Origin of the sequence: Anaeromyxobacter sp. K, assembly GCF_000020805.1 — a bacterium.
GTDB lineage: Bacteria > Myxococcota > Myxococcia > Myxococcales > Anaeromyxobacteraceae > Anaeromyxobacter > Anaeromyxobacter dehalogenans.
Window position 1 is genome coordinate 952,656 of record NC_011145.1, and the last position, 24,501, is coordinate 977,156.

A 24,501-nucleotide genomic window follows, 5' to 3' on the forward strand; every position below is an offset into this window, starting at 1 on the left:
GAGCCGGCTGCTCGCCTTCTTCCCCGGCCTCGCCTAGAGGTGGGGAATGCACGCCCTCCTCCTCGCATGCCTCGCCGCGGCCGGCGCCGTGGCCGCCCCGCTCGACCTCGCCCCGGTCCCGGGCCGCCCCAACCTGCTCCAGCTCGGCGTCCCCGAGGTCCCCCCGGAGGTGTCCGCCCGCCTCGAGCAGTACGAGAACGCGCGCGCCGCGGTCCTCCGCGACGTGTCGCCGGACGGCCGGGCCATGCTGGTGACCACGCGCTTCGGCAGCACCGCCCAGCTCCACCTCGTGCGGGCGCCGCTGGGCATGCGCGAGCAGCTCACGTTCGGCGACGAGCCGGTGTCCGACGCCGCGTTCCTGCCGGGCCGGCCGGAGAGCCTGCTCTACCTGCAGGACCAGGGCGGCGGCGAGTTCTTCCAGCTCTACCGCCTGGACCGGCGCACCGGCCGCTCGGAGCTGCTCACCGACGGCCGGAGCCGCCACTCGGACCTGGTGGTCTCGCCGGACGGCCGGCGCCTCGCGTACTCGGGGACGGGCCGCAACGGCAAGGACGCGGACGTGTACGTGGCCGAGGCCGATCGACCCGGCGCCGCGCGGCGCGTCGTGGAGGCGGAGGGGAGCTGGTCGCCGCTCGACTTCTCGCGCGACGGGCGCCGGCTGCTGGTCCGCCGGTATCGCGCCGCCTCCGACGCCGACCTCGAGCTGGTGGATCTCGCGACCGGCGCGCGGACGCCGCTGCTCGCCGGCAAGGGCTCGGTGGGCGGGGCCGCGTTCTCCGCCGACGGCAGGCACGCGTACGCCATCACCGACCGCGGCGCCGGGTATGCGGCGCTGGTCCGCGTGGACCTCGGGCACCCGGAGGCCGCGCCGCGCCCGGTCGCGCCCGGGGTGGCCTGGGACGTCGAGCAGGTGGTGGTGGCGCGCGACGGCACCGTGGCCTTCACCGCCAACGCGGACGGCGTCTCGCTGCTCCACGTGGTGGACCCGCGCACCGGCCGGCTGCGCGGCGTGGCGCTCCCGGGCCGGGGCGTCGCGACGCTCCGGTTCCCCTCCGGGCGGAGCGACCTCCTCGCGGTCGGGCTGGTGAGCGCCACCTCGCCCTGGGACGCCTGGACGGTCGAGCTCCGCGGCGGGAAGGCGGTGCGCTGGACGCGCTCGGAGGTCGGCGGGCTCGATCCGGCCGGGTTCGTGGAGCCGGAGCTGGTCCGCTACCCGAGCGCCGGCGGCGCGGAGGTGCCGGCGCTGCTGTACCGGCCGCGCGGCGGCGGGCGGGTGCCGGTGGTCGTGAACTGGCATGGCGGCCCGGAGGGCCAGCACCGGCCGGCGTTCAGCCCCATGGTGCAGTTCCTGGTGGCGGAGCTGGGCGTGGCGGTGCTCCAGCCGAACGTGCGCGGCTCCGCCGGCTACGGGAAGGACTGGCTCGCGCTCGACGACGGGGTGCGCCGCGAGGAGGCGCTGAAGGACGTCCCGGCCACGTTCCAGTTCATCGCCTCGCGGCCCGACCTCGACGCCTCGCGCGCGGTGGTGTGGGGCGGCTCCTACGGCGGCTACATGGTGCTCGCGACGCTCACGCTGTTTCCGGGCCTGGCGAGGGCCGGCGTGGACGTGGTGGGCATCTCCTCGCTGCCGAGCTTCCTCGAGAGCACCCAGGCGTACCGGCGCGACCTGCGCCGCGCCGAGTACGGCGACGAGCGCGTGCCGGAGGTGCGCGCGGTCCAGGAGCGGATCTCGCCGCTGGGCCGGGCCGGCGCCATCCGCGTGCCGCTGCTCGTCATCCAGGGCGCGAACGACCCGCGCGTCCCGCGCTCCGAGGCCGAGCAGATCGTCCGGGCGGTCCGCGCGAACGGGCAGGAGGTCTGGTACCTCGTCGCGCTCGACGAGGGGCACGGCTTCAAGAAGAAGGAGAACCGCGACCACGCCGACGCGGTCACGGTGGCGTTCCTGCAGCGGATGCTGGGCGGCGCGCGGCCCGCCGCCGCGGCGGGGGCCGGGGCGCGCTGAGCGCGCGGCGCGGCGCGCTGCCTAGGACGGGGGGCCCGCCCCGCCGAGCTGCCACCGCCCGCGCAGCGTGGGCTGCTCCAGCGCGCGGGCGAGCCGGGCCAGGAACTCGGCGCGCGGGATCTCGCGCGCGCCGAAGCGGACCAGGTGCTCGGTGCGGACCTGGCAGTCCACCAGCTCGACGCCCGCCGACCGGAGCCACTCGACGGAGCGAACGAACGCGACCTTGGACGCGTCCGGCGCGTCGGCGAACATCGACTCGCCGAAGAACGCCGCGCCCAGCGAGACGCCGTACAGCCCGCCGGCGAGCGCGTCGCCCTCCCACGCCTCGAAGGAGTGGGCGACGCCCAAGCGGTGCAGGCGCACGTACGCGTCGACCATCTCGCCGGTGATCCAGGTGCCCTGCTGGCCGGGGCGGTCCCGCTCGGCGCAGCGGCGGATGACCCGCTCGAACGCCTCGTCGGCGCTCACGCGGTAGGCGCCGCGCCGCAGCGTCCGCTGCAGCGAGCGGGGCACGTGCAGCGCGGCGGGGTCGAGCACCAGCCGCGGATCCGGCGACCACCAGAGGATGGGGCTCTCCGCGTCGAACCAAGGGAAGATCCCCTCGGCGTAGGCGGTGAGGAGCCGCTCCGGCTCGAGGTCGCCGCCCACCGCCAGCAGCCCGTCGGGCTCGGCGAGCGCGGGGTCCGGGAACGCGGGCTCGCGGGGCAGGCGGAAGATGGGCACGCCGGGATTGTATGCGAGCCGCGGCCCCGCGTGCGCCGCGCCGGCAGGCGCGCCGCGAGGTCACGGGCCTCGCGGAGCAGGGTGGGGCCCCGACGGCTCCGCCGCGGGGCGAGGGCGCAGCCGCGTGGGATCAGAACCGGCCGGAGAACGCCACCGTGGGCGGCGTCTTGATCACCGGATCGCGCGCCGGGCTCCCCAGCCCGTCGAACGCCACCGGGCGGCGCACCTCGCTGTCCTCGCGCGCGTCCAGGGTGGCGTGGACCGCGCCGAACGCGGCGCCCACGATGATGCCGATCCCGGCCCCCATCGACAGGTCCCGCTCCCAGTGGTCCCAGTCGTTCACGAGCGCCACGCCGGTGCCGACCAGGAGCCCGCCCACGCCGCCGTACGCGGCGTCGGTGACGATGGTGGCGAGCGGGTTCCGGCGCTCGCGGGTGTACCGGTCCACCACCACCGGGCTGCCGTACGCGGGCGGAGGGTTCACCACCGTGGTGCTGGGCGGCTGGTCGCCGGAGCCCGTCCCCTGCGGCGGGTTCACGACCACCTGCTGCGACGCCGCTCCGCCGGGCGTGTTGTTGCCCGACGTCGCGGAGGAAGACGACGACGGGGCCGCGCCCGAGCTCGCCGAGGACGGCGCCGACGACGAGGGCGCCACCCCGGTCCCGCTCGCCGCCGGCGGCGGCGCGGGCTGCGCCTGAGCCGGCGGCGGGCTCGCCTGCTGCGGCGGTGGGTACGCCGGCTGGGACGGTGGGTAGGTCTGCTGCGGCGGCGGGTAGTACGGCGGCGGCTGCTGCTGCGGCGCCTGCGCGCCGGCCGCGCCGGACGCCAGCACCGCGACGACGATCGCCGATCCCCTGTCGAGCCTCATACATCCCCCTCGGGCGCTCGGGGCGCCGCGTACCCCAAAGCTGGGGCCTGCCCCCGCCGAGGCGCAAACCGGACGGGGCGGTCGAGGGAGGGCACCCGTGGTCGGGCGCTGCTCGGAGTGCGAGCGGAGCGAGCCCGCCTTGGCGCCGCCGGGCCCGCGGCGAAGCCGCCGGCGGCGGCGCACGGGACCCCGCGATCGCGGCGCAGGAACCGTCGTTCAGGAGTGCAGCTCGACGAACTTCTTGATCGCCTGGCGCACGGACGCCTGCACCTTCGCCGGCACCTCGGGCATCGGCGCGGCCTTGCAGAGCGCCAGGGTGCGCTGGAGGGAGTCGCAGCGCGACTGGCACGCCGGGCAGCCGGCCAGGTGCTTCTCCATGTCGGCGCACACGTTCGCGCTGATCTCGCCCTCGAGGTGGCGGGAGAAGAGCTGGACGATGTCCGGGCAGGTGACGTCGGGACCGGACGGCGCGGCCGGTCGCGCCGCGGGCGCGGCCGCGGCGGGCGCCTCCGGGATCCCGAGGAGCGGCACCAGCGCCTCGCGCACGGCCACCCGGGCCCGGTGGAGCCGGCTCTTCACCGCCTCCACGCTCAGGCCCATCACCTCGGCGACCTCGGGGGCGGAGAGCCCCTCGACGTCCCGCAGCACCAGCACCTCGCGGTACATCGGGTCGAGGCGCCCGATGGCGGTCTCCAGGGCCTGCTCGATCTGGCGCCCGGCGAGCGACTCGTCCGGCGTGCGCCCGGGGTCCGCGACCTGCCGCGCCTCGGCCCCCGGCTCGCGCTGGTCGAGGGAGGTCTCCTCGGCCGGCGCGAACTTCGAGCGGCGGCGCTTCTTGATGCAGAAGCTCCGGGCGATCGTGTACATCCACGTCGAGACCGACGACGCGCCGCGGAAGTCCTTCACCGTCCGTGCGGCCGCGAGCAGCGTCTCCTGGAGGATGTCCTTCGCGTCCTCCGGATCCCGGCACATCTTCAGGCCGAAGCGGTAGACGCGCCGCTGGTGGCGCGTGAGCAGCTCGTCGAGCGCACGGCGGTCGCCGGTCCGGGCGCGGTCGATCAGGGTGGCGTCGCTGGTTTCCATGGTGTCTCCCGTCCTTCCTAGTCCACCCGCGATCCCCTCACAAGCGCGCGGTCGTCGCGGGTCCGGCCCGGCCTCCATTCACTGAGCGTGATGCGCACCCGGCGTGCTCGACCGGCGGGGGCGCCGGGCACCGAGGGCGGAGCGGGTTTAGGGGGCAGGCAAGCGACTCGCCCCTTCAGAGACCTTCCGCCAGTGGGAGGCGCCGAACAGTTTACGCCCCGGCGCGGGCCCCGGAACGTGGTGCAGCAGGACACGTCTGCCTCGGGGTGCGCGACCCACTCGATGAGCGCACTGTTCACGCCGAGATCCAACGCTCTCTTCCGCCTCGTCCTCGTCCTCCTGATCGCCGGCGCCGGCGGGACGGTCGCCGCGTTCATGGTGTACTGGCGCGTGCCGTACGGCACCGGCCAGCAGGAACAGGTGGCGCAGCCGGTCCAGTTCGACCACCGGCACCACGTCCAGGACGACCTCATCGACTGCCGGTACTGCCACAGCACGGTGGACCGGGCGGCGAGCGCGGGCATCCCTTCCACCGAGCTCTGCCTGAACTGCCACGCGCAGGTCTGGAACAAGAGCCCGCTGCTCGACGTGGTCCGCGCGAGCTGGTTCGCGAACGAGCCCATCCGCTGGATGCGCGTCCACAAGCTGCCGGACTTCGTCTACTTCAACCACTCCATCCACGTGAACAAGGGCGTCGGCTGCGTCGAGTGCCACGGCCGCGTGGACCAGATGGCCGCCATCGAGCAGGTGCAGCCGCTGACGATGGGCTGGTGCCTCGACTGCCACCGCAACCCGTATCCCCGCCTCCGCCCGCCGGAGGAGGTCACCAACATGGCCTGGAAGCCGGACGGTGACCCCGCCGCGATCGGGAGGGAGATCGCGAAGAAGTACGACGTCAAACCGCGCACGAGCTGCTACACATGCCATCGCTAGGCCTTCCCATCTACGGACAGAAGCAGGGTGCGGGTCTCGACGCGCGCCGCTGGCGCAGCGTCGAGGAGGCCGCCGAGGCCAGGGAGGTGCCGCCGGGCGAGTTCCCGGACGACGCCGCCGCGGTCCCGGAGGGCTTCACGCGCCGCGGGTTCCTCCAGGTGCTCGGCGCCTCGGTGGCGCTGGCGGGCCTGGAGGCCTGCAAGCCGCCGCGCGAGAACGTGGTCTCGTACGTGCGGCCGCCGGCCGGCGTGACCCCGAGCCTCCCGAGCGCCTACGCCACCGTCGCGTCGCGCGGCGGGTACGCGGTGGGCGTGGTGGTCACCAGCCACGAGGGCCGGCCCACCAAGATCGAGGGCAACCGCGAGCACCCGTCGAGCCGCGGCGGCAGCGACGCCATGCTGCAGGCGTCGATCCTCGACCTCTACGACCCGCGCCGGCTGAAGGGCTTCACCCGCGCCGGCCGCCCGCTCGGGTTCGCCACGCTGCTGCGCGAGGTCTCGGCGCTGGCCCGGTCGCACGCGCAGGACGGCGGGGCGCGGCTCCGCTTCCTGGTCGAGCCGAGCAGCTCGCCGGCGGTCGCCGACCTCCGCCGCCGGATCCTGGAGCGCTTCCCGCGCGCCCGCTTCGACGCGTGGGCGCCGGTGGGCGCCGACGCGGGGCGCGCCGGCGCGGCGATCGCGTTCGGCAAGCCGCTCGACGCCGCGGCCTCCCTCGCCGACGCGGACGTGATCCTCTCGCTCGAGTCGGACTTCCTCGCGCTCGAGGGCGACAGCCTGCGGCTGGCGCGCGAGTTCGGCGCGCGGCGCACCGCCGAGCGGATGAACCGGCTCTACGTGGCCGAGTCGGCGTACACCGTGACCGGCGGCGCCGCCGACCACCGCTTCCGGATGCGCTCCGCCGACGTGCTCGGGTTCGGGCGCGCGGTCGCCGCGGAGCTCGCCGCGAAGCACGGCCTCTCCCAGCTCGCGCCGCTCGGCGCGCCGGCCGGGGGCGAGCGCGCGAAGGCGGCCGCGGCGGTCGCGGCCGACCTGGCGCGGGCGCGGGGCCGCTCGGCGGTGCTCGCCGGCGACCGGCAGCCCGCCGCGGTGCACGCGCTCGCGGCGGCGCTGAACGACGCGCTCGGCAACGCCGGCAAGACGGTCGCGTACCGCCCCACCGCGCTGCTCGATCCGGCCGCCGGGCCGGACCGGCTCCGCGCGCTCGCCGGCGAGCTCGAGGCGGGCAAGGTGGACGCGCTGGTGGTGACGGCCTGGAACCCGGCGCACACCGCGCCGGCCGACGTCCCGCTCCGCAAGCTGCTCCCGAAGGCGAAGGACACGATCGCGCTCGCGCTCCGCGAGGACGACACGGTCCGGCTCGCGACCTGGAAGATCGCGGCCACCCACCCGCTGGAGGCCTGGGGCGACCTGCGCGCCGCCGACGGCACCGCCTCCATCCAGCAGCCGCTCATCGCGCCGCTGCACGAGTCGATGAGCGAGCTCGAGCTGCTCGCGGCGTTCCTCGACGAGGGGGACCACGGCACCTGGCGCATCGTGCGCGAGGGCTGGCGGCGCCGCGCCGGCGAGGCCGGGTTCGACGGCCGCTGGGACGGCTGGCTCGCCGCGGGCGTGGTCGCGGGCAGCGCCGTGCCGCCCGAGCCCGCGCAGGCGGACCTGGCCCGGGTCGCGGAGGCGGTGCGCGCGGTGGCCGCGCCGGGCGCGGCGCTCGAGCTGGGCTTCGCGGCCGACTACAAGGTGCTCGACGGCCGCTTCCTCGAGAACGCCTGGCTGCAGGAGTACCCGCACCCGATCACCAAGCTGACCTGGGACAACGCCGCGCAGCTCTCGGCCGCGACCGCGAAGCAGCTCGGCGTCGAGTCGGGCGACCTCGTCGAGCTGTCGTGGCGGGGCCGCACCCTCACCGCGCCGGCCCTGGTGGTCCCGGGCCACGCCGACGGCTCGGTGCTGCTCACGCTCGGCTACGGGCAGGCGCTGTCCGGGCCGGTGGGGAAGGGCGTGGGCCACGACGCCTACGCGCTCCGCACCTCCGACGCGCCCTGGTTCGGCGGCGGCGTGGAGGTCCGCAAGACCGGCAAGCGGCACCCGCTCGCCACCACCCAGGAGCACTTCTCGATGCAGGGCCGGGCCATCGCGCTCGCGCTCGACGCGCCGGAGCTCGCGCACGCGAAGCACGAGCTGGACGAGCACCGCGGCCCGCAGGCCACCATCCACGAGCCGGTGGACTACTCGAAGAACGAGTACCGCTGGGGCATGGCCATCGACCTCTCGCGCTGCATCGGCTGCGGCGCGTGCACGGTCGCCTGCCAGGCCGAGAACAACATCCCGGTGGTCGGCAAGGAGCAGGTGCTCCGCAGCCGCGAGATGCACTGGCTGCGGGTGGACCGCTACTTCGAGGGCCCGGTCGAGGATCCCGCCTCCGTCTCCCAGCCGCTCGCGTGCGTGCACTGCGAGGCGGCGCCCTGCGAGTACGTGTGCCCGGTGAACGCCACCGTGCACTCGGAGGAGGGGCTGAACGAGATGGTCTACAACCGGTGCGTCGGGACCCGGTACTGCTCCAACAACTGCCCGTACAAGGTGCGCCGCTTCAACTGGCTCGACTGGCACGGGACGCTCGAGCCGACCGAGAAGATGGTGCACAACCCCGACGTCACCGTCCGCGCGCGCGGCGTGATGGAGAAGTGCACCTACTGCACGCAGCGCATCGAGCACGCGCGCATCGACGCCCGCTCGAGCGGCCGGAAGATCGGCGGCGACGAGGTGGTCTCCGCCTGCCAGCAGGCCTGCCCCACCGAGGCGATCGTCTTCGGCAACCTGAACGACCCCGGCTCGGCCGTGTCGAAGCGGCACGCGGACGCCCGCCGCTACGACCTGCTGCACGAGCTCGGGACCCGGCCGCGCACCGCCTACCTCGTCAAGCTCCGCAACCCGAACCCCGACCTCGCATGACCACCGCGACCAAGACGATCGAGCGCGTCGATCCGCTCGAGACCTCGCCCGTGCTGGTCGGCCGCCCCGACGACCGGGCGCTGACCGAGAGCCTGCTCGAGCCGGTGCTGGGGCCCACGAAGAAGGGCTGGCTGGTGATGCTGGTCCTGTTCGGCGGCGGGATGGCCTTCTGGCTCCTGTCGCTCTACATGACCCTGTTCGTCGGCATCGGGGTGTGGGGCAACAACATCCCGGTCGCCTGGGCCTACGACATCACCAACTTCGTCTGGTGGATCGGCATCGGCCACGCCGGCACGCTGATCAGCGCGATCCTGCTGCTGTTCCAGCAGAAGTGGCGCACCTCCATCAACCGCTTCGCGGAGGCGATGACGCTGTTCGCGGTGGCGATGGCCGGCGCGTACCCGGTCATCCACCTCGGGCGGCCCTGGCTGTTCTGGTGGCTCATCCCGTACCCCGCCACCACGCAGATCTGGCCGAACTTCAAGAGCGCGCTCCCCTGGGACGTGTTCGCGATCTCGACCTACGCGACCGTCTCCTTCCTGTTCTGGTACCTCGGGCTCATCCCCGACCTCGCCACCTTGCGCGACGCGGCGAAGACCCGGGCGCAGCGCGTCGTCTACGGGATCATGTCCTTCGGCTGGCGGGGCTCGGCGCGCCACTGGCAGCACTGGCGCATCGGCTACCTGCTCATGGCCGGCCTGTCCACGCCGCTGGTGGTGTCGGTGCACACCATCGTGTCGTTCGACTTCGCCATCTCGCAGCTGCCGGGCTGGCACACCACCATCTTCCCGCCCTACTTCGTGGCCGGCGCCATCTTCAGCGGCTTCGCGATGGTGATGACGCTGATGATCCCGGCGCGGAAGGTGTTCAAGTTCGAGCACGTCGTCACCGCGCGCCACCTCGACAACATGGCGAAGGTGATCCTCGCAACGGGCCTGATGGTCACCTACGGCTACGTGATGGAGTGGTTCATCGCGTGGTACTCGGGCAACGACGCCGAGTGGTTCGCCTTCTACAACCGCGTCGTCGGCGACTACAAGCTGGTGTACGCGATGCAGATCTTCTGCAACGTGGTGGCGCCGCAGGTGTTCTGGGTGCCCGCGCTGCGGCGGAACGTGATGGTGCTGTTCCTCGTCTCCGTGCTGGTGAACTTCGGCATGTGGGCGGAGCGCTTCGTCATCATCGCGGTGACGCTCACCCGCGACTTCGTCCCCGGCTCCTGGGCGAACTACACGCCGACGTGGGTCGACTGGGGCCTGCTGTTCGGGTCGATCTCCACCTTCTCCGTCCTGTTCCTCCTGTTCCTGCGCTTCCTGCCGGCCATCCCCATCTCCGAGGTGAAGGAGCTCCGCCGCGAGCTGGAGCACCAGGATCACCACGCCGCGCAGGGCGGGCAGGCCGTGGCGCAGGGCGCGCACGCGGAGCGGGCATGAAGACGTACGTCCTGGGAGAGTTCGGCGCCGAGGCCGCGCTCCTCGACGCGGCGCGCACGCTGCGCGCGCGCGGCGGGGCCACCCTCGACCTCCATTCACCGTACCCGCTGCACGGCGCCGAGGAGGCGCTGGGCCTGCGCAGGTCCACCGTGCCGCTCGTGGCGCTGGTGGCCGGGATCACCGGCGCGGTCTCCGGGTACCTGCTGCAGTGGTACACGGTCGGCTACGACTGGCCGCTCAACGTCGGCAACCGGCCGCCGCACAGCGCGCCGGCGTTCATCCCGGTCACGTTCGAGCTCGGCGTGCTGTTCTCCGCGCTGAGCATCTTCGTCGGCCTGCTCGCCGTCTACTTCGGCTTCCCGCGCGTCCACCACCCGGTGTTCGAGGTGGAGGCGTTCCGCTCCGCCAGCATCGACGGCCTGTGGCTCTCGGCCGAGGTGGACGGCGGCGACGCCGACGCGGTCGCGGCGGAGCTGCGCCGGCTCGGCGCGCGCCAGGTCTCGGTCGTCCCGGAGGGGAAGTGAGATGACCCGCCGCCTCGCCCTCTTCCTGCCGCTCCTCGCGCTGACCGCCTGCCCGCGGCTCGACCCGATGCAGCGCCAGCAGAAGTACAAGGCCTACCAGTCCAGCGAGTACTACGCGAACGGCCTCGCCATGCGGCACCCGCCGGCCGGCACCGTGCCGTACGGCCCCCGGCTCGACCCGGCCGTCGCGACCGGCCGCGGCCCCGACGGCCGCCCGGTGCAGCTGATGCCGGTGGCGGTGGACGCGAAGCTGCTCGCGCGCGGGCGCCAGCGCTTCGACGTGAGCTGCGCGGTGTGCCACGGCGTGCTCGGCGACGGCGAGAGCCAGGTCGCCATGAACATGTCGCTGCGCCGGCCGCCCTCGCTGCACCTCTACCGCGATCGCCCGGACGGCTACATCTACCAGGTGATCACCGAGGGCTTCGGGCTCATGCCCTCGTACGCCGCCGAGATCCCGGTGCAGGACCGCTGGGCGATCGTGGCGTACGTGCGCGCCCTCCAGCTCAGCCAGAACGCATCGCTCGACCAGGTGCCCCCCGACGCCCGCGAGCAGCTCCAGAAGGAGGGGCGATGACCCTCACCCCGTACCTGGGCGGCCGGCGCCTCATGACGATCGCCGCCGCCGCCGGCGCCGCGGGCCTCGCCGTCACCGCGCTCGGCGCGGCGGTCGGCGATCCGCGCCGCGCGCTCTACGCCTACCTCGTCGCGTTCGTCTACTGGCTGGGCCTGGCGCTCGGCGCGCTCATCCTGCTCGGCGCGCTGCACGCGTCGAACGCGCGCTGGCCGGTGGTGCTGCGCCGCTTCCTCGAGCACCTCCCGGCGGTGATCCCGCTGTTCGTGGTGCTGTTCATCCCCATCCTGCTCGGCCGCGGCCACCTGTTCCCGTGGGTGGACCCGCACGGCCTGCAGGGCGAGGTCCTCCACGCGGTCGAGCACAAGAAGCCCTGGCTCAACGTGCCGTTCTTCGTGATCCGGGCCGCGATCTACTTCGCCTGCTGGATCGGGGTCGCGCACCTGCTCCGCGCCTGGTCGCTCCGCCAGGACGAGGTCGGCGGGCACGACCTGACCCGCCGCCAGCGCGCGCTCGGGGCGGGCTCGCTGCCGTTCGTGGCGCTCACGCTCACGTTCGCGGCGTTCGACTGGATGATGTCGCTCGACCCGCGCTTCTTCTCGACCATCTTCGGCGTGTACTGGTTCGCCGGCAGCTTCGTGGGCGCGTTCGCGGTGGTGATCATCGCCGCCAACGCCACGCGGGTCGATCCGAACCAGTTCGGCGCGCACATGAACACCGAGCACTTCCACTCGCTCGGCAAGTTCCTGCTCGCGTTCACCGCGTTCTGGGCCTACGTCGCGTTCTCGCAGTTCATGCTCATCTGGATCGCGAACGTGCCGGAGGAGGTGCCCTGGTACATCCTCCGCATCGAGGGCGGGTGGAAGGCGGTGGGCGTGTTCCTCGCGCTGTTCCACTTCCTGGTGCCGTTCTTCCTGCTCATGAACCGCGCCATCACCCGCAACCCGGGCCGGCTGGCGAAGGTCGCGGTCTGGATCCTGTTCGTCCACTGGATCGACCTCTACTGGCTGCTGATGCCCCACCTCGACCCGGGCGGCCCGCGGCCGTCGCTGTGGGACCTCTCCGCCTTCGTGGGCGTGGGCGGCGTCACCGTGGCGTTCGCGCTGGTCCGCATGCGCGGCACGGTGGCGGTCCCGGTCCGCGATCCCTACCTCGAGGACTCGCTGAGGTACCTGCCGCAATGAGCGACCACGTCGAACACGCCCACGGGGTCCGGTCCGAGGAGGACCGGATCGACACCGGCAAGATCATCGCGGTCGGCGTGGCCGCGCTCGTGCTCTTCCTCATCGGCTCCTACGCCGCCATCGCCTACCTGCGGGACGTGCGCGCCTCGCGCGAGGCGCCGCCCATCCCGGCGGAGATCGGCCAGAACAAGATCGGCATGGTGGAGCAGCAGCTGTTCGAGCTCTCCGTGCGCGGCGAGCGCGATCGCGCCGCCCGCCGCCAGCGGCTCGCGTCGTACGGCTGGGTGGACCGGGGCGCCGGCGTGGTGCACCTGCCCATCGACCGCGCCATGGACCTGGTGGTCCAGGGGATCCGCCCCATGCCCGCGCCGCCGGTGGAGCCGGTGCCGTCGCAGGCGCCCGACCTCGGGCCTGGCCCGGGAGGCCAGCCGTGACGCGCGCGATGCTCCGGCGCGCCGGGGCCGGCCTGGCGCTCGCGGCCGCCGCGGCGCTCGCCGCGCCTGCGCCGGCCGCGGCCCAGTTCTGGCGCCAGCGCGAGGGTGGGGCGGGCCCGTCGCCGGACGTGCCGCCGGTCGCCCTCGAGGACGTCCGCGTCGAGGAGAAGCTCGGCGCGGCGGTCCCGCTCGACGTGTCCTTCACCGACTGGAAGGGCCAGCCTTTCTCGCTGCGCCAGGCCTTCGACGGCAAGAAGCCGGTGGTGGTCGCGCTCGTCTACTACGACTGCCCCATGCTGTGCGGGCTCATCCTCTCGGGCATGGGCAAGGCCATGCGCGAGAACGGGCTCGAGCTGGGCCGGGACTACCAGGCGGTCACCATCTCCTTCGATCCGGAGGAGGGGCCGGCGCTCGCCGCCGAGCGGCGCCGCGGCTACTTGCAGTCGATGGGCCGCTCCGACGCGGGGACCGACTGGCCGTTCCTGGTCGGCACGGCGGAGGCGTCGCGCCAGGTCTCCGACGCGGTCGGCTTCTACTACAAGAAGGACCCGGCCTCCGGCGAGTGGGCCCACCAGGCGGCGATCTTCGTCATCACGCCCGACGGGAAGGTCTCTCGCTACCTGTACGGCATCGACTACCCGCCCAAGGACTTCCGGCTGTCGGTCGTCGAGGCCGCCAGCGGCAAGGTCGGCACCAGCTTCGATCGACTCCTCCTCACCTGCTACCGGTACGACCCCGCCTCGCGGAAGTACGAGCCGTACGCGTTCGGCATCGTCCGCGCCGGCGCGGCCGTGGTGCTGGTGGCCCTCACCGGCCTGATCGCCGCGCTGGTCTGGCGCGAGCGGCGGGCCAAGGCGAGGCAGACGGCATGAACGACCTCCTGCGAAGAATGCTGTTCCTCCCGGACCAGGCGAGCGACTACGCGCGCCAGGTGGACGGGCTCCACTACTTCGTCATCATCACCACCATGCTCGCGGCGGCGGGCGTGTTCGCCACCGCGATCTACTTCTTCGTGCGGTACCGGCGGCGGGCGGACACCGACGTCACCCCGCGCGTCGAGCCGAAGGCCATCCACGAGGTCATCTTCGTGGGGCTGCCGCTGGCGTTCTTCCTGGTGTGGTTCGCGATCGGCTTCCCGCAGTTCGCGAAGCTGCAGACGCCGCCCAAGGACGCGATGGACGTCTACGTCCAGGGCAAGAAGTGGATGTGGAAGTTCGCGTACCCGGGCGGCCCGAACTCGGTGGACGTGCTGCGCGTCCCCGCCGGCCGGCCGGTGCGGCTGCTCATCACCTCGCGCGACGTGATCCACTCGTTCTACGTGCCGGCGCTCCGGGTGAAGCAGGACGCGCTCCCGGGCCGCTACACGCAGACCTGGTTCAACGCCGACCGGCCGGGCCGCTACGAGATCTTCTGCGCCGAGTACTGCGGCCTCGCGCACTCCGGGATGATCGGCGAGCTGGTGGTGATGCCGGCGGAGGAGTTCGACCAGTGGCTCGCCACGCAGGGGCGCGGGGTGGCCGGGTCGCAGGACGGCACGCCCGTCCCCGGCGAGCCGGTGCGCCCGGCCTCCAACGTCATCGAGGAGGGGCGGCGGCTGGCCAGCGAGCAGGGCTGCCTGAAGTGCCACTCGGTGGACGGCACGCGGCACATCGGGCCGACCTGGGTGGACCTCTACGAGCGGAACGAGAAGCTCCAGAGCGGGAAGAGCGTGCAGGCCGACGAGGGGTATCTCACCAAGTCGATGATGGATCCCGCCGCGGACATCGTGGCGGGCTACCAGAACGTGATGCCGACCTACCAGGGCAAGCTCGCACCGCCCGAGGCGGCGGCCATCGTCGAGTTCATCAAGTCCTTGAAGACCCCGGCGGTCCAGAGCGGTCCGTCGGAGGGCCCGGTCTATGAGTCCATCCCACGCAAGTGACGTTCCCGTGTACAACCCGCGGAACTACCTCAACTCGCCCGCGACCGGCCTGAAGTCCTGGATGCTGACCCAGGACCACAAGCGGATCGGGGTGATGTTCCTGGTGGCGGCCACGGTGTTCTTCGCCGTCGGCGGCCTGTTCGCCATGCTCATCCGGATCGAGCTGCTCACGCCCGGTCCGACGATCATGGACGCGATGACGTACAACCGGATGTTCACGCTCCACGGCGTGGTCATGATCTTCCTGTTCATGATCCCCGCCATCCCGAGCGGCTTCGGCAACTTCCTGGTGCCGCTCATGCTCGGGGCCAAGGACGTGGCGTTCCCGAAGCTGAACCTCCTCAGCTTCTACCTCTACCTGCTGGGCGCCGCGATCGCGCTGTACGGGATGATCCACGGCGGCGCGGACACCGGCTGGACGTTCTACACGCCGTACTCGACCACCACCGCCACCAAGGTGGTGCCGATCCTGCTCGGCGCGTTCGTCCTGGGGTTCTCGTCGATCCTCACCGGCCTGAACTTCATCGTCACCACGCACACCATGCGCGCCCCGGGGATCGGCTGGAACCGGGTGCCGCTGTTCGTGTGGTCGATCTACGCGACCAGCATCATCCAGATCCTCGCCACGCCGGTGCTGGGCATGACGCTGCTGCTGGTGGCGGTGGAGCACGCGTTCGGCTGGGGCATCTTCGATCCGGCGCGCGGCGGCGACCCGGTGCTGTTCCAGCACTTCTTCTGGTTCTACTCGCACCCCGCCGTCTACATCATGGTGCTGCCCGCCATGGCGGTGATCTCCGAGGTGGTCTGCGCGTTCTCGCGCAAGAACATCTTCGGCTACAAGGCGGTCGCCTACTCCTCGCTGGGCATCGCGTTCGTCGGCTTCTTCACCTGGGGCCACCACCTGTTCGTCTCGGGCCAGTCGGCCTTCGACGCCGGCGTGTTCGGGATCCTCTCGATGTTCGTGGGCATCTTCACGGCCATCAAGGTCTTCAACTGGACCGCCACGCTGTACCAGGGGTCGATCGCGTTCAAGACGCCGTTCGCCTACTTCGTCGGCTTCCTGTTCTTCCTGGTGTTCGGCGGGATGACCGGCGTGGCGGTCGCCACCGTGTCGCTCGACGTCCACTGGCACGACACGTACTTCGTGGTGGCGCACTTCCACTTCATCATGGTGGGCGCGACCGTGATGGCGTTCCTCGCCGCGCTCCACTACTGGTTCCCGAAGATCACCGGCCGCATGTACCCGGAGGGCTGGGGGCTGGTGGGCGCGGTGATGGTGATCCTGGGCTTCAACTTCACCTTCATCCCGCAGTTCCTGCTCGGGAACGAGGGCATGCCGCGCCGGTACTTCTCCTACCCGGAGCGGTTCTGGGCGCTCAACGTCGCCTCCACCGCCGGCGCCTCGGTGCTGGCGATGGGCCTCGTCATCATCCTCGTCTACCTGCTGGTGGCGCTGAAGTGGGGCCCGATCGCCGGCTCGAACCCGTGGCACTCGCGCGGCTACGAGTGGGACACGGCCTCGCCGCCGCTCCCCGAGAACTTCGAGGAGACCCCCGTCTACACGCGCGGACCGCACGAGTACGACGAGGACTCCTACGCCAACCCTCCCCCGGTCGCCCCCGAGCCGAAGCATGCAAGCTAGCCCGCTCGCACACCATTTCGAGAACATCGAGAAGCAGTCTCACGCCGAGCGGCTCGGCATGTGGCTGTTCCTCGCCTCCGAGGTGCTGCTGTTCACCGCGCTGTTCGCGGCCTACGCGGTGTACCGGTACCTGTACTCGGACGCGTTCGCCGAGGCGAGCCGCGCCATCGAGACCTGGCTCGGCCTGGTCAACACCATCATCCTGGTGACCAGCTCGTTCACGGTCGCGCTCGGGCTGAACGAGGCGGTGAAGGGGAACGGCAAGAAGACCGGGCTGTGGTTCGCCGTGTCGGTCGCCTTCGCCGTCGCGTTCCTCGCGCTCAAGGCGGTCGAGTACAGCCACCACTTCCACGAGGGGCAGCTCCCGGGCCGCTACTACTCGTTCCAGGAGCTGCAGGCGCCGGGCGCGTCGCTGTTCTTCGCGCTCTACTTCCTCATCACCGGCCTGCACGGCGTCCACGTGATCGTCGGCATGACGATCCTGGCGGTGGTGGGCGTGAAGGCGGCGCGCGGGAAGTACACGGCGGCGTACCACACGCCGGTCGAGCTGGCCGGCCTGTACTGGCACCTCGTCGACCTCATCTGGATCTTCGTCTTCCCCCTCATCTACCTCGTGTAGGGAGCCACACCTCCATGGCCGACACCCGACCGATCGCGCACGAGGAGCACCAGGCGACCCACCACGCGCACGGCATGCGCTACGTGGTGGTGTGGATCGCCCTGCTCGTGCTCACCGTCGTCACCTACGCCGCCTCGCGCGTCCACCTGCCCGGCGGCTGGCACGTGGCGGTGGCGCTGCTCATCGCCATCGCGAAGGGCGCGCTGGTGGCGCTGTTCTTCATGCACCTGTGGGATCAGCGGGGCGCGAACCGCCTGGTCTTCGTCACCTCGCTCGCGTTCGTGGCGCTGCTCATCGGGCTCACCATCCTCGACAACGCCACCCGCTTCCCGCTCGCGAACCCGCCCGGCAGCGCCGGCGCGCTGCCCTGGGGTGGCGCGGATCGCGATCCCCCGAAGCTGCCGTAGCCCGGGCCGCCGGCCCGCCCGACGCTCCCGCTCCCCGGTGGCCCCGCGCCGCCGGGGAGCTTCCGTCCCGGGGCCCGCCCGGCCGCCGGCGCGCCCGGCCCGCGCCCGGCGTCCGCCGCGCCCCCGGTCCGCATCCCGGGCGCTCCGCCCCGCGCCGCTCGCGATCCGGCCCGCGCGTTCGCATCTCTGATGCGGCGCCCCGCGGCGCGCCGGCCACGGGGCCGCGCGTCGGGGCGCGGGAGCCGCACCTTGCGAGCCATCGGTCACCGCACCTGGGCCATCCCGGAGGGCTACCTGCCGCCCCGGGGGCGGCCGGAGGATCGCGCGCTGGAGAGCCACGAGGCCGCCTGCGTGCTGAACGCCGGCGACGAGGACGCGCACCTCGAGCTCCGCGTGTTCTTCGCCGACCGCGAGCCGGCCGGACCGTACCGGCTCACCGTGGGCGCCCGCCGCACGCTGCACCTGCGGCTCGACGACCTGCGCGACCCGGAGCCCATCCCGCGCGGCACCGACTACGCGACGGTGATCCGGTCCGACGTGCCGGTGGTGGTGCAGCACACCCGGCTCGACGCGCGCCGCGCGGAGAGCGCGCTCATGACGACGCTCGCGTGGGCGGCGGACGAGGAGGGGGCATGAACGTCGGCGAGTTCCTGCTGCGCCGGCTGGTGGAGTGGGGCGTCCGCCGGGTGTTCGGCTATCCGGGCGACGGGATCAACGGGATCCTGGGCGCGTTCCGGACCGTGGACGCGCTGCGCTTCACCCAGGTCCGCCACGAGGAGATGGCGGCGTTCATGGCCTGCGCGCACGCGAAGTTCACCGGCGAGGTGGGCGTGTGCCTGGCCACCTCCGGCCCCGGCGCCATCCACCTCCTGAACGGCCTGTACGACGCGCGCATGGACCACCAGCCGGTGGTCGCGATCGTGGGCCAGACCGCGCGCGCCGCCATGGGCGGCTCCTACCAGCAGGAGGTGGACCTGCCCTCGCTGTTCAAGGACGTGGCGCACGAGTACGTGCAGACGCTGATGGTGCCGTCGCAGGCCCGCCACCTGGTGGACCGGGCCGTGCGCATCGCGCGGGCGGAGCGGACCGTGACCGCGATCGTGGTGCCGAACGACGTGCAGGGCCTCGAGTACACGTCGCCCCCGCACGCCCACGCCACGGTCCACAGCGGCGTGGGCTGGGAGGCGCCGCGGGTGGTCCCGGCCGCCCGAGACCTGCGCCGCGCGGCGGAGGTGCTGAACGCCGGGCGCCGCGTGGCGATGCTGGTGGGGGCCGGCGCGCTCGGCGCCGCGCGCGAGGTCGCCGAGGTGGCCGACGTGCTCGGGGCCGGCGTCGCGAAGGCGCTGCTCGGCAAGGCGGTGCTGCCGGACGAGCTGCCCTGGGTGACCGGCGCCATCGGCCTGCTCGGCACCAAGCCCTCCTGGAACCTGATGAGCGGCTGCGACACGCTGCTGATGGTGGGCTCCTCGTTCCCGTACCCCGAGTTCCTGCCGAAGGAGGGGCAGGCGCGGGGCGTCCAGATCGACCTCGACGGCCGGATGCTCTCCATCCGCTATCCGATGGAGGTGAACCTGGTGGGCGACGCCGCCGAGACGCTCCAGGCGCTGCGGCCGCTGCTGCGGCGCAAGGAGGACGGGTCCTGGCGCGAGAAGGTCGAGTCCGACGTGCGCCGCTGGTGGAAGGTGCTGGAGGCGCGCGCCATGAACCCGGCCACGCCGGTGAACCCGCAGCGCGTGTTCTGGGAGCTGTCCCCGCGCCTGCCGGAGCGCGCCATCGTCTCGGCCGACTCCGGCTCGTCCGCGAACTGGTACGCGCGCGACGTGCGCCTGCGCGAGGGGATGCTGGCCTCGCTCTCCGGCAACCTCGCGACCATGGGGCCGGCGGTGCCGTACGCGATCGCCGCCAAGTTCGCCTACCCGGAGCGCGTGGTGGTGGCGCTGGCGGGCGACGGCGCCATGCAGATGAACGGCCTCGCCGAGCTGGCCACCATCGCCCGCTACTGGCGCGAGTGGTCCGACCCGCGCCTGGTGGTCCTGGTGCTCGACAACCGCGACCTCAACCAGGTGACCTGGGAGCAGCGGGTGATGGAGGGGGATCCGAAGCTCGAGGCGTCGCAGACGCTGCCGCCGGTGGACTACGCGGGCTTCGCCGCGTCGCTCGGCCTCGGGGCGGTGAAGGTCGAGCGGCCGGAGGAGATCGGGCCGGCCTGGGATCGGGCGTTCGCCGCCGACCGCCCGTGCCTGGTGCAGGCGCGGACGGATCCGAACGTGCCGCCGCTGCCGCCGCACATCACGCTGGAGCAGGCGAAGGGCTACCTCGAGGCGATCCTGAAGGGCGACCCGGAGCGCGGCGCCATGATCGTGCGCTCGTGGCGCGACGCGCTGGAGGGCGTGCTGCCCCACCGGAAGGGCTGACGTGGCGCGCGGCGAGGCCACCGTGGAGCGGGTGCACGCGGCCGCGTACCGCGTGCCCACCGACGCGCCCGAGTCCGACGGCACGCTGGCCTGGGACGCGACCACGCTGGTGGTGGCGGAGGTGGAGGGCGGCGGCGCGCGCGGGCTCGGCTACACCTACGCGGACGCGTCCGCCGCCGCGGTGGTGAACGGCCTGCTCTCCGAGGCGGTGCGGGGGGTGGACGCGCTCGACGCGCCCGCCGCGAGCCGGGCCATGCGCCGGGCGCTGCGCAACGCCGGGCCGGCAGGGGTCGGCGGCATGGCGCTCTCGGCGGTGGACGCGGCGCTCTGGGACCTCCACGCGCGGCTGCTCGGGGTGCCGCTCCTCGCGCTGCTGGGCCGTGCGCGGCCGGCCGTCCCGGCCTACGGGAGCGGCGGCTTCTGCTCGTACGCGCCGGAGCGCCTGCGCGAGCAGCTCGGCGGCTGGGCGGCGGCGGGCTTCCCCGCGGTGAAGATGAAGGTCGGGCGCGACCCGCGCGCGGACCGGGAGCGCGTGCGCGCGGCGCGGGAGGCGATCGGCGCGGCGGAGCTGTTCGTGGACGCGAACGGCGCCTACGGGCGCAAGCAGGCGCTGGCGCTCGCCGCCGCGTTCGCCGACGAGGGCGTCACCTGGCTGGAGGAGCCGGTGCCGTCCGACGACCTGGCCGGCCTGCGCCTCGTGCGCGAGCGCGCGCCGGCCGGGATGGACGTGGCCGCGGGCGAGTACGGGCACGACCCGGCCTACTTCCGCCGCATGCTCGAGGCGGGCGCCGTGGACGTGCTGCAGGCGGACGCGACCCGCTGCGGCGGGGTGACCGGCTTCCTGGCCGCGGCGGCGGTGGCGGCGGCGTTCGGCGTGCCGCTGTCGTCGCACTGCGCGCCCTCGCTCCACGCGACCCTGATGTGCGCGGTGGAGCGGGCCGCGCACCTGGAGTGGTTCCACGATCACGAGCGCATCGAGGCGCTGCTGCTCGAGGGCGCGCCGCGCCCGTCCGGCGGCGCGCTCGCGCCGGACCTCTCGCGCCCCGGCCTCGGCCTCGAGCTCCGTGCGCGCGACGCGGAGCGCTGGGCGGTGGCCTGAGGGGAGGGGCGATGGAGCAGCCGGAGGCGGGCGGACGGTATCTCATCCCCGGGCTGGGCCGGTCGGCGGATCCGGCCGCGCGCCTGCGCGCCGAGCGCGAGCCGTACCGGCGCGGCGGGCCGTTCCCGGCGGAGGCGGCGCGGGCGCTGGCGAGCGACCTCGCGCGGGCGGTCGAGGGCGAGGTGCGCTTCGACGAGGGCGCGCGCGCGCTGTACGCGACCGACGGATCCAACTACCGGCAGGTGCCCATCGGCGTGGTGGTGCCGCGCAGCGTGGACGACGTCGTCGCCACGGTGGCCACCTGCCGCGCGCACGGGGCCCCGGTGCTGTCGCGCGGAGGCGGGACCAGCCTGGCGGGCCAGTGCTGCAACGTGGCGGTGGTGATGGACTTCTCGAAGTACCTGTCGCGCGTGCTGGAGGTCGACCCGGGGAAACGCCTGGCGCGCGTCGAGCCGGGGTGCGTGCTCGACGTGCTCCGCGCCGCGGCGGAGCGCCACCACCTCACGTTCGGCCCCGACCCGTCCACCCACGACCACTGCACGCTCGGCGGGATGATCGGGAACGACTCCTGCGGCGTGCACTCCATGATGGCAGGGCGGACCGCCGACAACGTGCGGCGGCTCGAGGTGCTCACCTCCGACGGCCTGCGCACCTGGGTGGGCGAGACCTCCGACGCGGAGCGCGCGGCGGTGGTGCGGGCCGGCGGCCGGAAGGGGGCGCTCTACGCCGGCCTCGCGGCGCTGCGGGACCGGGTCGGGGACGAGGTGCGGACCCGCTTCCCGCGCATCCCCCGGCGCGTGTCCGGCTACAACCTCGACGAGCTGCTGCCCGAGCGCGGCTTCCACCTGGCGCGCGCGCTCACCGGCAGCGAGGGAACGCTCGTCACCATCCTGCAGGCGGAGGTCCGGCTGGTGGACAGCCCGCCGGCGCGCGCGCTGCTCGTGCTCGGCTTCCCCGACGTGTTCGCCGCGGCGGATCGCGTGCCGGAGGTCGCGGCGCTCGGTCCCATCGGCCTGGAGGGCATCGACGAGCGGCTGGTGGAGGACATGCGCCGCAAGCGCCTCCACCCGGAGCGGCTGCGGCTGCTCCCGGACGGCCGCGGGTGGCTGCTGGTGGAGTTCGGCGGCGCCGAGCGCGCCGAGGCCGAGGCGCGCGCGCGGCGCTGCATGGACGCGCTCGGCCGCGGCCCGGGCGCCCCCGCGATGAAGCTCTACGACGACCCGGCGGAGGAGGCGATCGTCTGGAAGGTGCGCGAGTCCGGGCTGGGCGCCACCGCGCGCGTGCCGGGGCGGCCGGACGCGTGGGAGGGGTGGGAGGACTCGGCGGTGGCGCCGGAGCGGCTCGGGGAGTACCTGCGGGCGCTGGACGGCCTGCTGCACGGGTTCGGCTACCACGGCGCGCTCTATGGCCACTTCGGCCAGGGCTGCGTCCACACCCGCATCGACTTCGACCTGACCACCGCGGCGGGCATCGCGCGCTACCGCACCTTCGTGGAGGCCGCCGCCGACCTGGTGGTCTCGCTGGGCGGCTCGCTCTCGGGCGAGCACGGCGACGGCCAGTCGCGCGGCGAGCTGCTGGTGAAGATGTTCGGGCCGAGCCTGGTGGACGCGTTCCGCGACTTCAAGCGGCTCTGGGATCCCGACTGGCGGATGAACCCGGGCAAGAAGATCGACGCCTACCGGCTCGACGAGAACCTGCGGCTCGGGGCCGGCTACGTGGAGCTCCGGCCGCGCACCGCGTTCGCCTACCCGGAGGACCAGGGCAGCTTCGGCCGGGTGGCGGCGCGCTGCGTCGGGGTGGGCGAGTGCCGGCGGGACGAGGGCGGCGTGATGTGCCCGAGCTACCGGGTGACGCGCGAGGAGAAGCACTCCACCCGCGGCCGGGCGCACCTGCTGCACGAGCTGATGCTGGGCGATCCGCTCCGCGGCGGCTGGCGCTCGGCCGAGGTCGCCGACGCGCTGCACCTGTGCCTCGCTTGCAAGGGGTGCAAGAGCGACTGCCCGATGAACGTGGACATGGCCACCTACAAGGCCGAGTTCCTGTCGCACCACTACCGCGGCCGGCTGCGACCGCGCGCGGCCTACGCCATGGGCCTGGTGGCCTGGTGGGCCCGGGCGGCGTCGCTCGCGCCGGGCGTGGCGAACGCGCTCGCGCGCGCGCCGGGCCTCTCCGCGCTGGCGCGGCGCGCGGGCGGGATCGCCCCGGAGCGCGCGCTGCCCGCGTTCGCGCCGGTGACGTTCCGGCGCTGGTTCGCGCGCCGGCGCGCGGCGGCGCCGGGCGCGGCCGCCGGGCGCGGGCGCGGGCGCTCGGTGGTGCTGTTCCCGGACACGTTCACCGACTTCTTCCACCCGGAGATCGGGATCGCGGCGGTGGAGGTCCTGGAGGCCGCCGGCTGGCAGGTGCGCATCCCGCGCCGGCGCCTCTGCTGCGGCCGCCCGCTCTACGACCACGGCATGCTCGACCTGGCGCGGCGGCTGCTCCGGCAGGACCTGGACGCGCTGGCGCCCGCCGCCGAGGCCGGGACGCCGGTGGTGGTGCTCGAGCCGAGCTGCGCGGCGGTGTTCCGGGACGAGCTGCCCAACCTGCTCCACGGGGACCGGCGCGCCGACGCGCTGGCCGGCCGGACCCGGCTCCTCTCCGAGCTCGTGGACGAGGCGGGCGACGCCTTCCCGGTGCCGCGGCTCGACCGCCGCGCGCTCGTGCAGGTGCACTGCCACCACCATGCGGTGATGGGCGAGGAGGCCGAGCGGCGGGTGCTCGCGCGCATGGGGCTCGACGCCGAGGTGCTCGACGCGGGCTGCTGCGGGATGGCGGGCTCGTTCGGCTTCGAGGCGGGCGACCGGTACCGGGTGTCGATGGCGGTTGGCGAGCGCGGGGTCCTGCCGGCGGTGCGGCGCGCGCCGGCGCAGGACCTGGTGCTCGCCGATGGGTTCTCCTGCCGGACGCAGATCGAGCAGGGCACCGGCCGCCGCGGGCTCCACCTGGCCGAGGCGCTGCGGCTCGCGGCGGAGCCCGGCGCCGCCGCGCTCGACGCGGAGGCGTGGGCGCGCGGACGGCGGCCGCGGAGGGCGGCGCGGGACGTCCTGCGCGAGGCGGCGCTGCTCGGCGCCGCCGCGGCCGCGCTCGCCGCGATCGCCTACGCGGGCAGGGCCGCGAGGACGCGCTCGTAGGCGGCGGCGTCCTCCGTCGAGAAGCAGCAGAACACCGCCCGGCGGACCGGGCCGCCCGCCTCGAGCGCGCGCCGCACCTCGGCCACCGCGATGGGCGTGGCCCGCTCGATGGGGAAGCCGTACGCGCCGGTGGAGATGGCCGGGAAGGCGATGGAGCGCAGCCCGTGCTCCGCGGCGAGCCGCATCGAGGCGCGGTAGCAGGAGGCGAGCGCCGCGTCCTCGCCCGCGCCGCCGCCCTGCCACACCGGGCCGACGGCGTGGATCACGTGGCGCGCCGGGAGGCGGAAGCCAGGCGTGATCTTCGCCTCGCCGGTGTGCGCGCCCCCCAGCGCCCGGCACGCCTCGAGCAGCTCCGGGCCGGCGGCGCGGTGGATGGCGCCGTCCACGCCGCCGCCCCCGAGCAGCGAGGCGTTCGCCGCGTTGACGATGGCGTCCACCTGCAGGCGCGTGAGGTCCCCCTGCACGAGCGCGATGCGGCCGTCGAGCCAGGTCCGTTCCATGCTGCCGTCGTAGCCACGTGCCGCGCCCG

The 24,501-nt window shown here is 73.8% G+C and carries 21 protein-coding genes; 17 read left to right on the plus strand and 4 right to left on the minus strand.

Annotated features, from left to right (window positions below):
- The first annotated feature begins 46 nt into the window (after positions 1–46).
- Complete coding sequence (locus ANAEK_RS04180; RefSeq protein WP_012524902.1) at positions 47–2,002, plus strand: prolyl oligopeptidase family serine peptidase; 1,956 nt, start codon at positions 47–49, stop codon at positions 2,000–2,002.
- A 21-nt stretch (positions 2,003–2,023) separates the two neighbouring features.
- Here ANAEK_RS04180 and aat read toward each other — a convergent pair whose 3' ends face one another.
- The 3 genes from aat to ANAEK_RS04195 all read right to left on the minus strand — a co-directional run bounded on the left by aat (position 2,024) and on the right by ANAEK_RS04195 (position 4,676).
- Positions 2,024–2,725, minus strand: a complete 702-nt coding sequence (gene aat / locus ANAEK_RS04185; RefSeq protein WP_012524903.1) for a leucyl/phenylalanyl-tRNA--protein transferase — start codon at positions 2,723–2,725, stop codon at positions 2,024–2,026.
- Between the two features lie 130 nt (positions 2,726–2,855).
- Entirely contained in the window at positions 2,856–3,593 is a 738-nt protein-coding gene (locus tag ANAEK_RS04190) for a hypothetical protein (RefSeq protein ID WP_012524904.1), read from the minus strand.
- A 216-nt stretch (positions 3,594–3,809) separates the two neighbouring features.
- Positions 3,810–4,676 (minus strand): sigma-70 family RNA polymerase sigma factor, encoded by an 867-nt coding sequence (locus ANAEK_RS04195; RefSeq protein ID WP_012524905.1) that lies wholly within the window; start codon positions 4,674–4,676, stop codon positions 3,810–3,812.
- 282 nt (positions 4,677–4,958) lie between these two features.
- Here ANAEK_RS04195 and ANAEK_RS04200 point away from each other — a divergent pair, with 282 nt between their 5' ends.
- The 16 genes from ANAEK_RS04200 (at position 4,959) to ANAEK_RS04275 (ending at position 23,972) form a co-directional block, all read left to right on the plus strand.
- Positions 4,959–5,609 (plus strand): cytochrome c3 family protein, encoded by a 651-nt coding sequence (locus ANAEK_RS04200; protein ID WP_012524906.1) that lies wholly within the window; start codon positions 4,959–4,961, stop codon positions 5,607–5,609.
- On the plus strand, positions 5,597–8,554 hold the full coding sequence (locus ANAEK_RS04205) for a Fe-S-cluster-containing hydrogenase (RefSeq protein ID WP_012524907.1): 2,958 nt from the start codon (positions 5,597–5,599) through the stop codon (positions 8,552–8,554). The genes ANAEK_RS04200 and ANAEK_RS04205 overlap by 13 nt, the downstream gene beginning before the upstream one ends.
- Entirely contained in the window at positions 8,551–9,987 is a 1,437-nt protein-coding gene (nrfD, locus tag ANAEK_RS04210; protein ID WP_012524908.1) for an NrfD/PsrC family molybdoenzyme membrane anchor subunit, read from the plus strand. Before ANAEK_RS04205 ends, nrfD begins: the two co-directional genes overlap by 4 nt.
- A complete protein-coding gene (locus ANAEK_RS04215; RefSeq protein WP_012524909.1) occupies positions 9,984–10,511 on the plus strand; it encodes a DUF3341 domain-containing protein in 528 nt (175 codons plus the stop codon). Before nrfD ends, ANAEK_RS04215 begins: the two co-directional genes overlap by 4 nt.
- Position 10,512: 1 nt before the next feature.
- The gene (locus ANAEK_RS04220) at positions 10,513–11,085 is read left to right on the plus strand and encodes a cytochrome c (protein WP_012524910.1); all 573 of its coding nucleotides are present in this window, start codon (positions 10,513–10,515) and stop codon (positions 11,083–11,085) included.
- Positions 11,082–12,266, plus strand: coding sequence for a hypothetical protein (locus ANAEK_RS04225; RefSeq protein WP_012524911.1), 1,185 nt, complete (start codon positions 11,082–11,084; stop codon positions 12,264–12,266). Before ANAEK_RS04220 ends, ANAEK_RS04225 begins: the two co-directional genes overlap by 4 nt.
- The gene (locus ANAEK_RS04230; RefSeq protein ID WP_012524912.1) at positions 12,263–12,700 is read left to right on the plus strand and encodes a hypothetical protein; all 438 of its coding nucleotides are present in this window, start codon (positions 12,263–12,265) and stop codon (positions 12,698–12,700) included. The genes ANAEK_RS04225 and ANAEK_RS04230 overlap by 4 nt, the downstream gene beginning before the upstream one ends.
- Positions 12,697–13,572, plus strand: coding sequence for an SCO family protein (locus ANAEK_RS04235; RefSeq protein WP_012524913.1), 876 nt, complete (start codon positions 12,697–12,699; stop codon positions 13,570–13,572). Before ANAEK_RS04230 ends, ANAEK_RS04235 begins: the two co-directional genes overlap by 4 nt.
- Positions 13,569–14,621, plus strand: coding sequence for a cytochrome c oxidase subunit II (gene coxB, locus ANAEK_RS04240; protein ID WP_012524914.1), 1,053 nt, complete (start codon positions 13,569–13,571; stop codon positions 14,619–14,621). The genes ANAEK_RS04235 and coxB overlap by 4 nt, the downstream gene beginning before the upstream one ends.
- A complete protein-coding gene (locus ANAEK_RS04245; RefSeq protein ID WP_012524915.1) occupies positions 14,599–16,263 on the plus strand; it encodes a cbb3-type cytochrome c oxidase subunit I in 1,665 nt (554 codons plus the stop codon). The genes coxB and ANAEK_RS04245 overlap by 23 nt, the downstream gene beginning before the upstream one ends.
- Positions 16,253–16,882 carry a cytochrome c oxidase subunit 3 family protein gene (locus tag ANAEK_RS04250; protein WP_012524916.1) on the plus strand — a complete coding sequence of 210 codons (630 nt, stop codon included), beginning with the start codon at positions 16,253–16,255 and terminating at the stop codon, positions 16,880–16,882. The genes ANAEK_RS04245 and ANAEK_RS04250 overlap by 11 nt, the downstream gene beginning before the upstream one ends.
- Positions 16,883–16,896: 14 nt before the next feature.
- Positions 16,897–17,289, plus strand: a complete 393-nt coding sequence (locus tag ANAEK_RS04255) for a cytochrome C oxidase subunit IV family protein (RefSeq protein ID WP_012524917.1) — start codon at positions 16,897–16,899, stop codon at positions 17,287–17,289.
- A gap of 249 nt (positions 17,290–17,538) precedes the next feature.
- Positions 17,539–17,925: a sensory rhodopsin transducer gene (locus ANAEK_RS04260; protein WP_012524918.1), complete on the plus strand. Its 387-nt coding sequence runs from the start codon at positions 17,539–17,541 to the stop codon at positions 17,923–17,925.
- Entirely contained in the window at positions 17,922–19,703 is a 1,782-nt protein-coding gene (locus ANAEK_RS04265; RefSeq protein WP_012524919.1) for a thiamine pyrophosphate-requiring protein, read from the plus strand. Before ANAEK_RS04260 ends, ANAEK_RS04265 begins: the two co-directional genes overlap by 4 nt.
- A 1-nt stretch (position 19,704) precedes the next feature.
- Positions 19,705–20,802, plus strand: a complete 1,098-nt coding sequence (locus ANAEK_RS04270; protein ID WP_012524920.1) for an enolase C-terminal domain-like protein — start codon at positions 19,705–19,707, stop codon at positions 20,800–20,802.
- 11 nt (positions 20,803–20,813) lie between these two features.
- Positions 20,814–23,972 (plus strand): FAD-binding and (Fe-S)-binding domain-containing protein, encoded by a 3,159-nt coding sequence (locus ANAEK_RS04275; protein ID WP_012524921.1) that lies wholly within the window; start codon positions 20,814–20,816, stop codon positions 23,970–23,972.
- Here ANAEK_RS04275 and ANAEK_RS04280 read toward each other — a convergent pair.
- A complete protein-coding gene (locus ANAEK_RS04280; RefSeq protein ID WP_012524922.1) occupies positions 23,939–24,472 on the minus strand; it encodes an O-acetyl-ADP-ribose deacetylase in 534 nt (177 codons plus the stop codon). The genes ANAEK_RS04275 and ANAEK_RS04280 overlap by 34 nt on opposite strands.
- Positions 24,473–24,501: the final 29 nt, after the last annotated feature.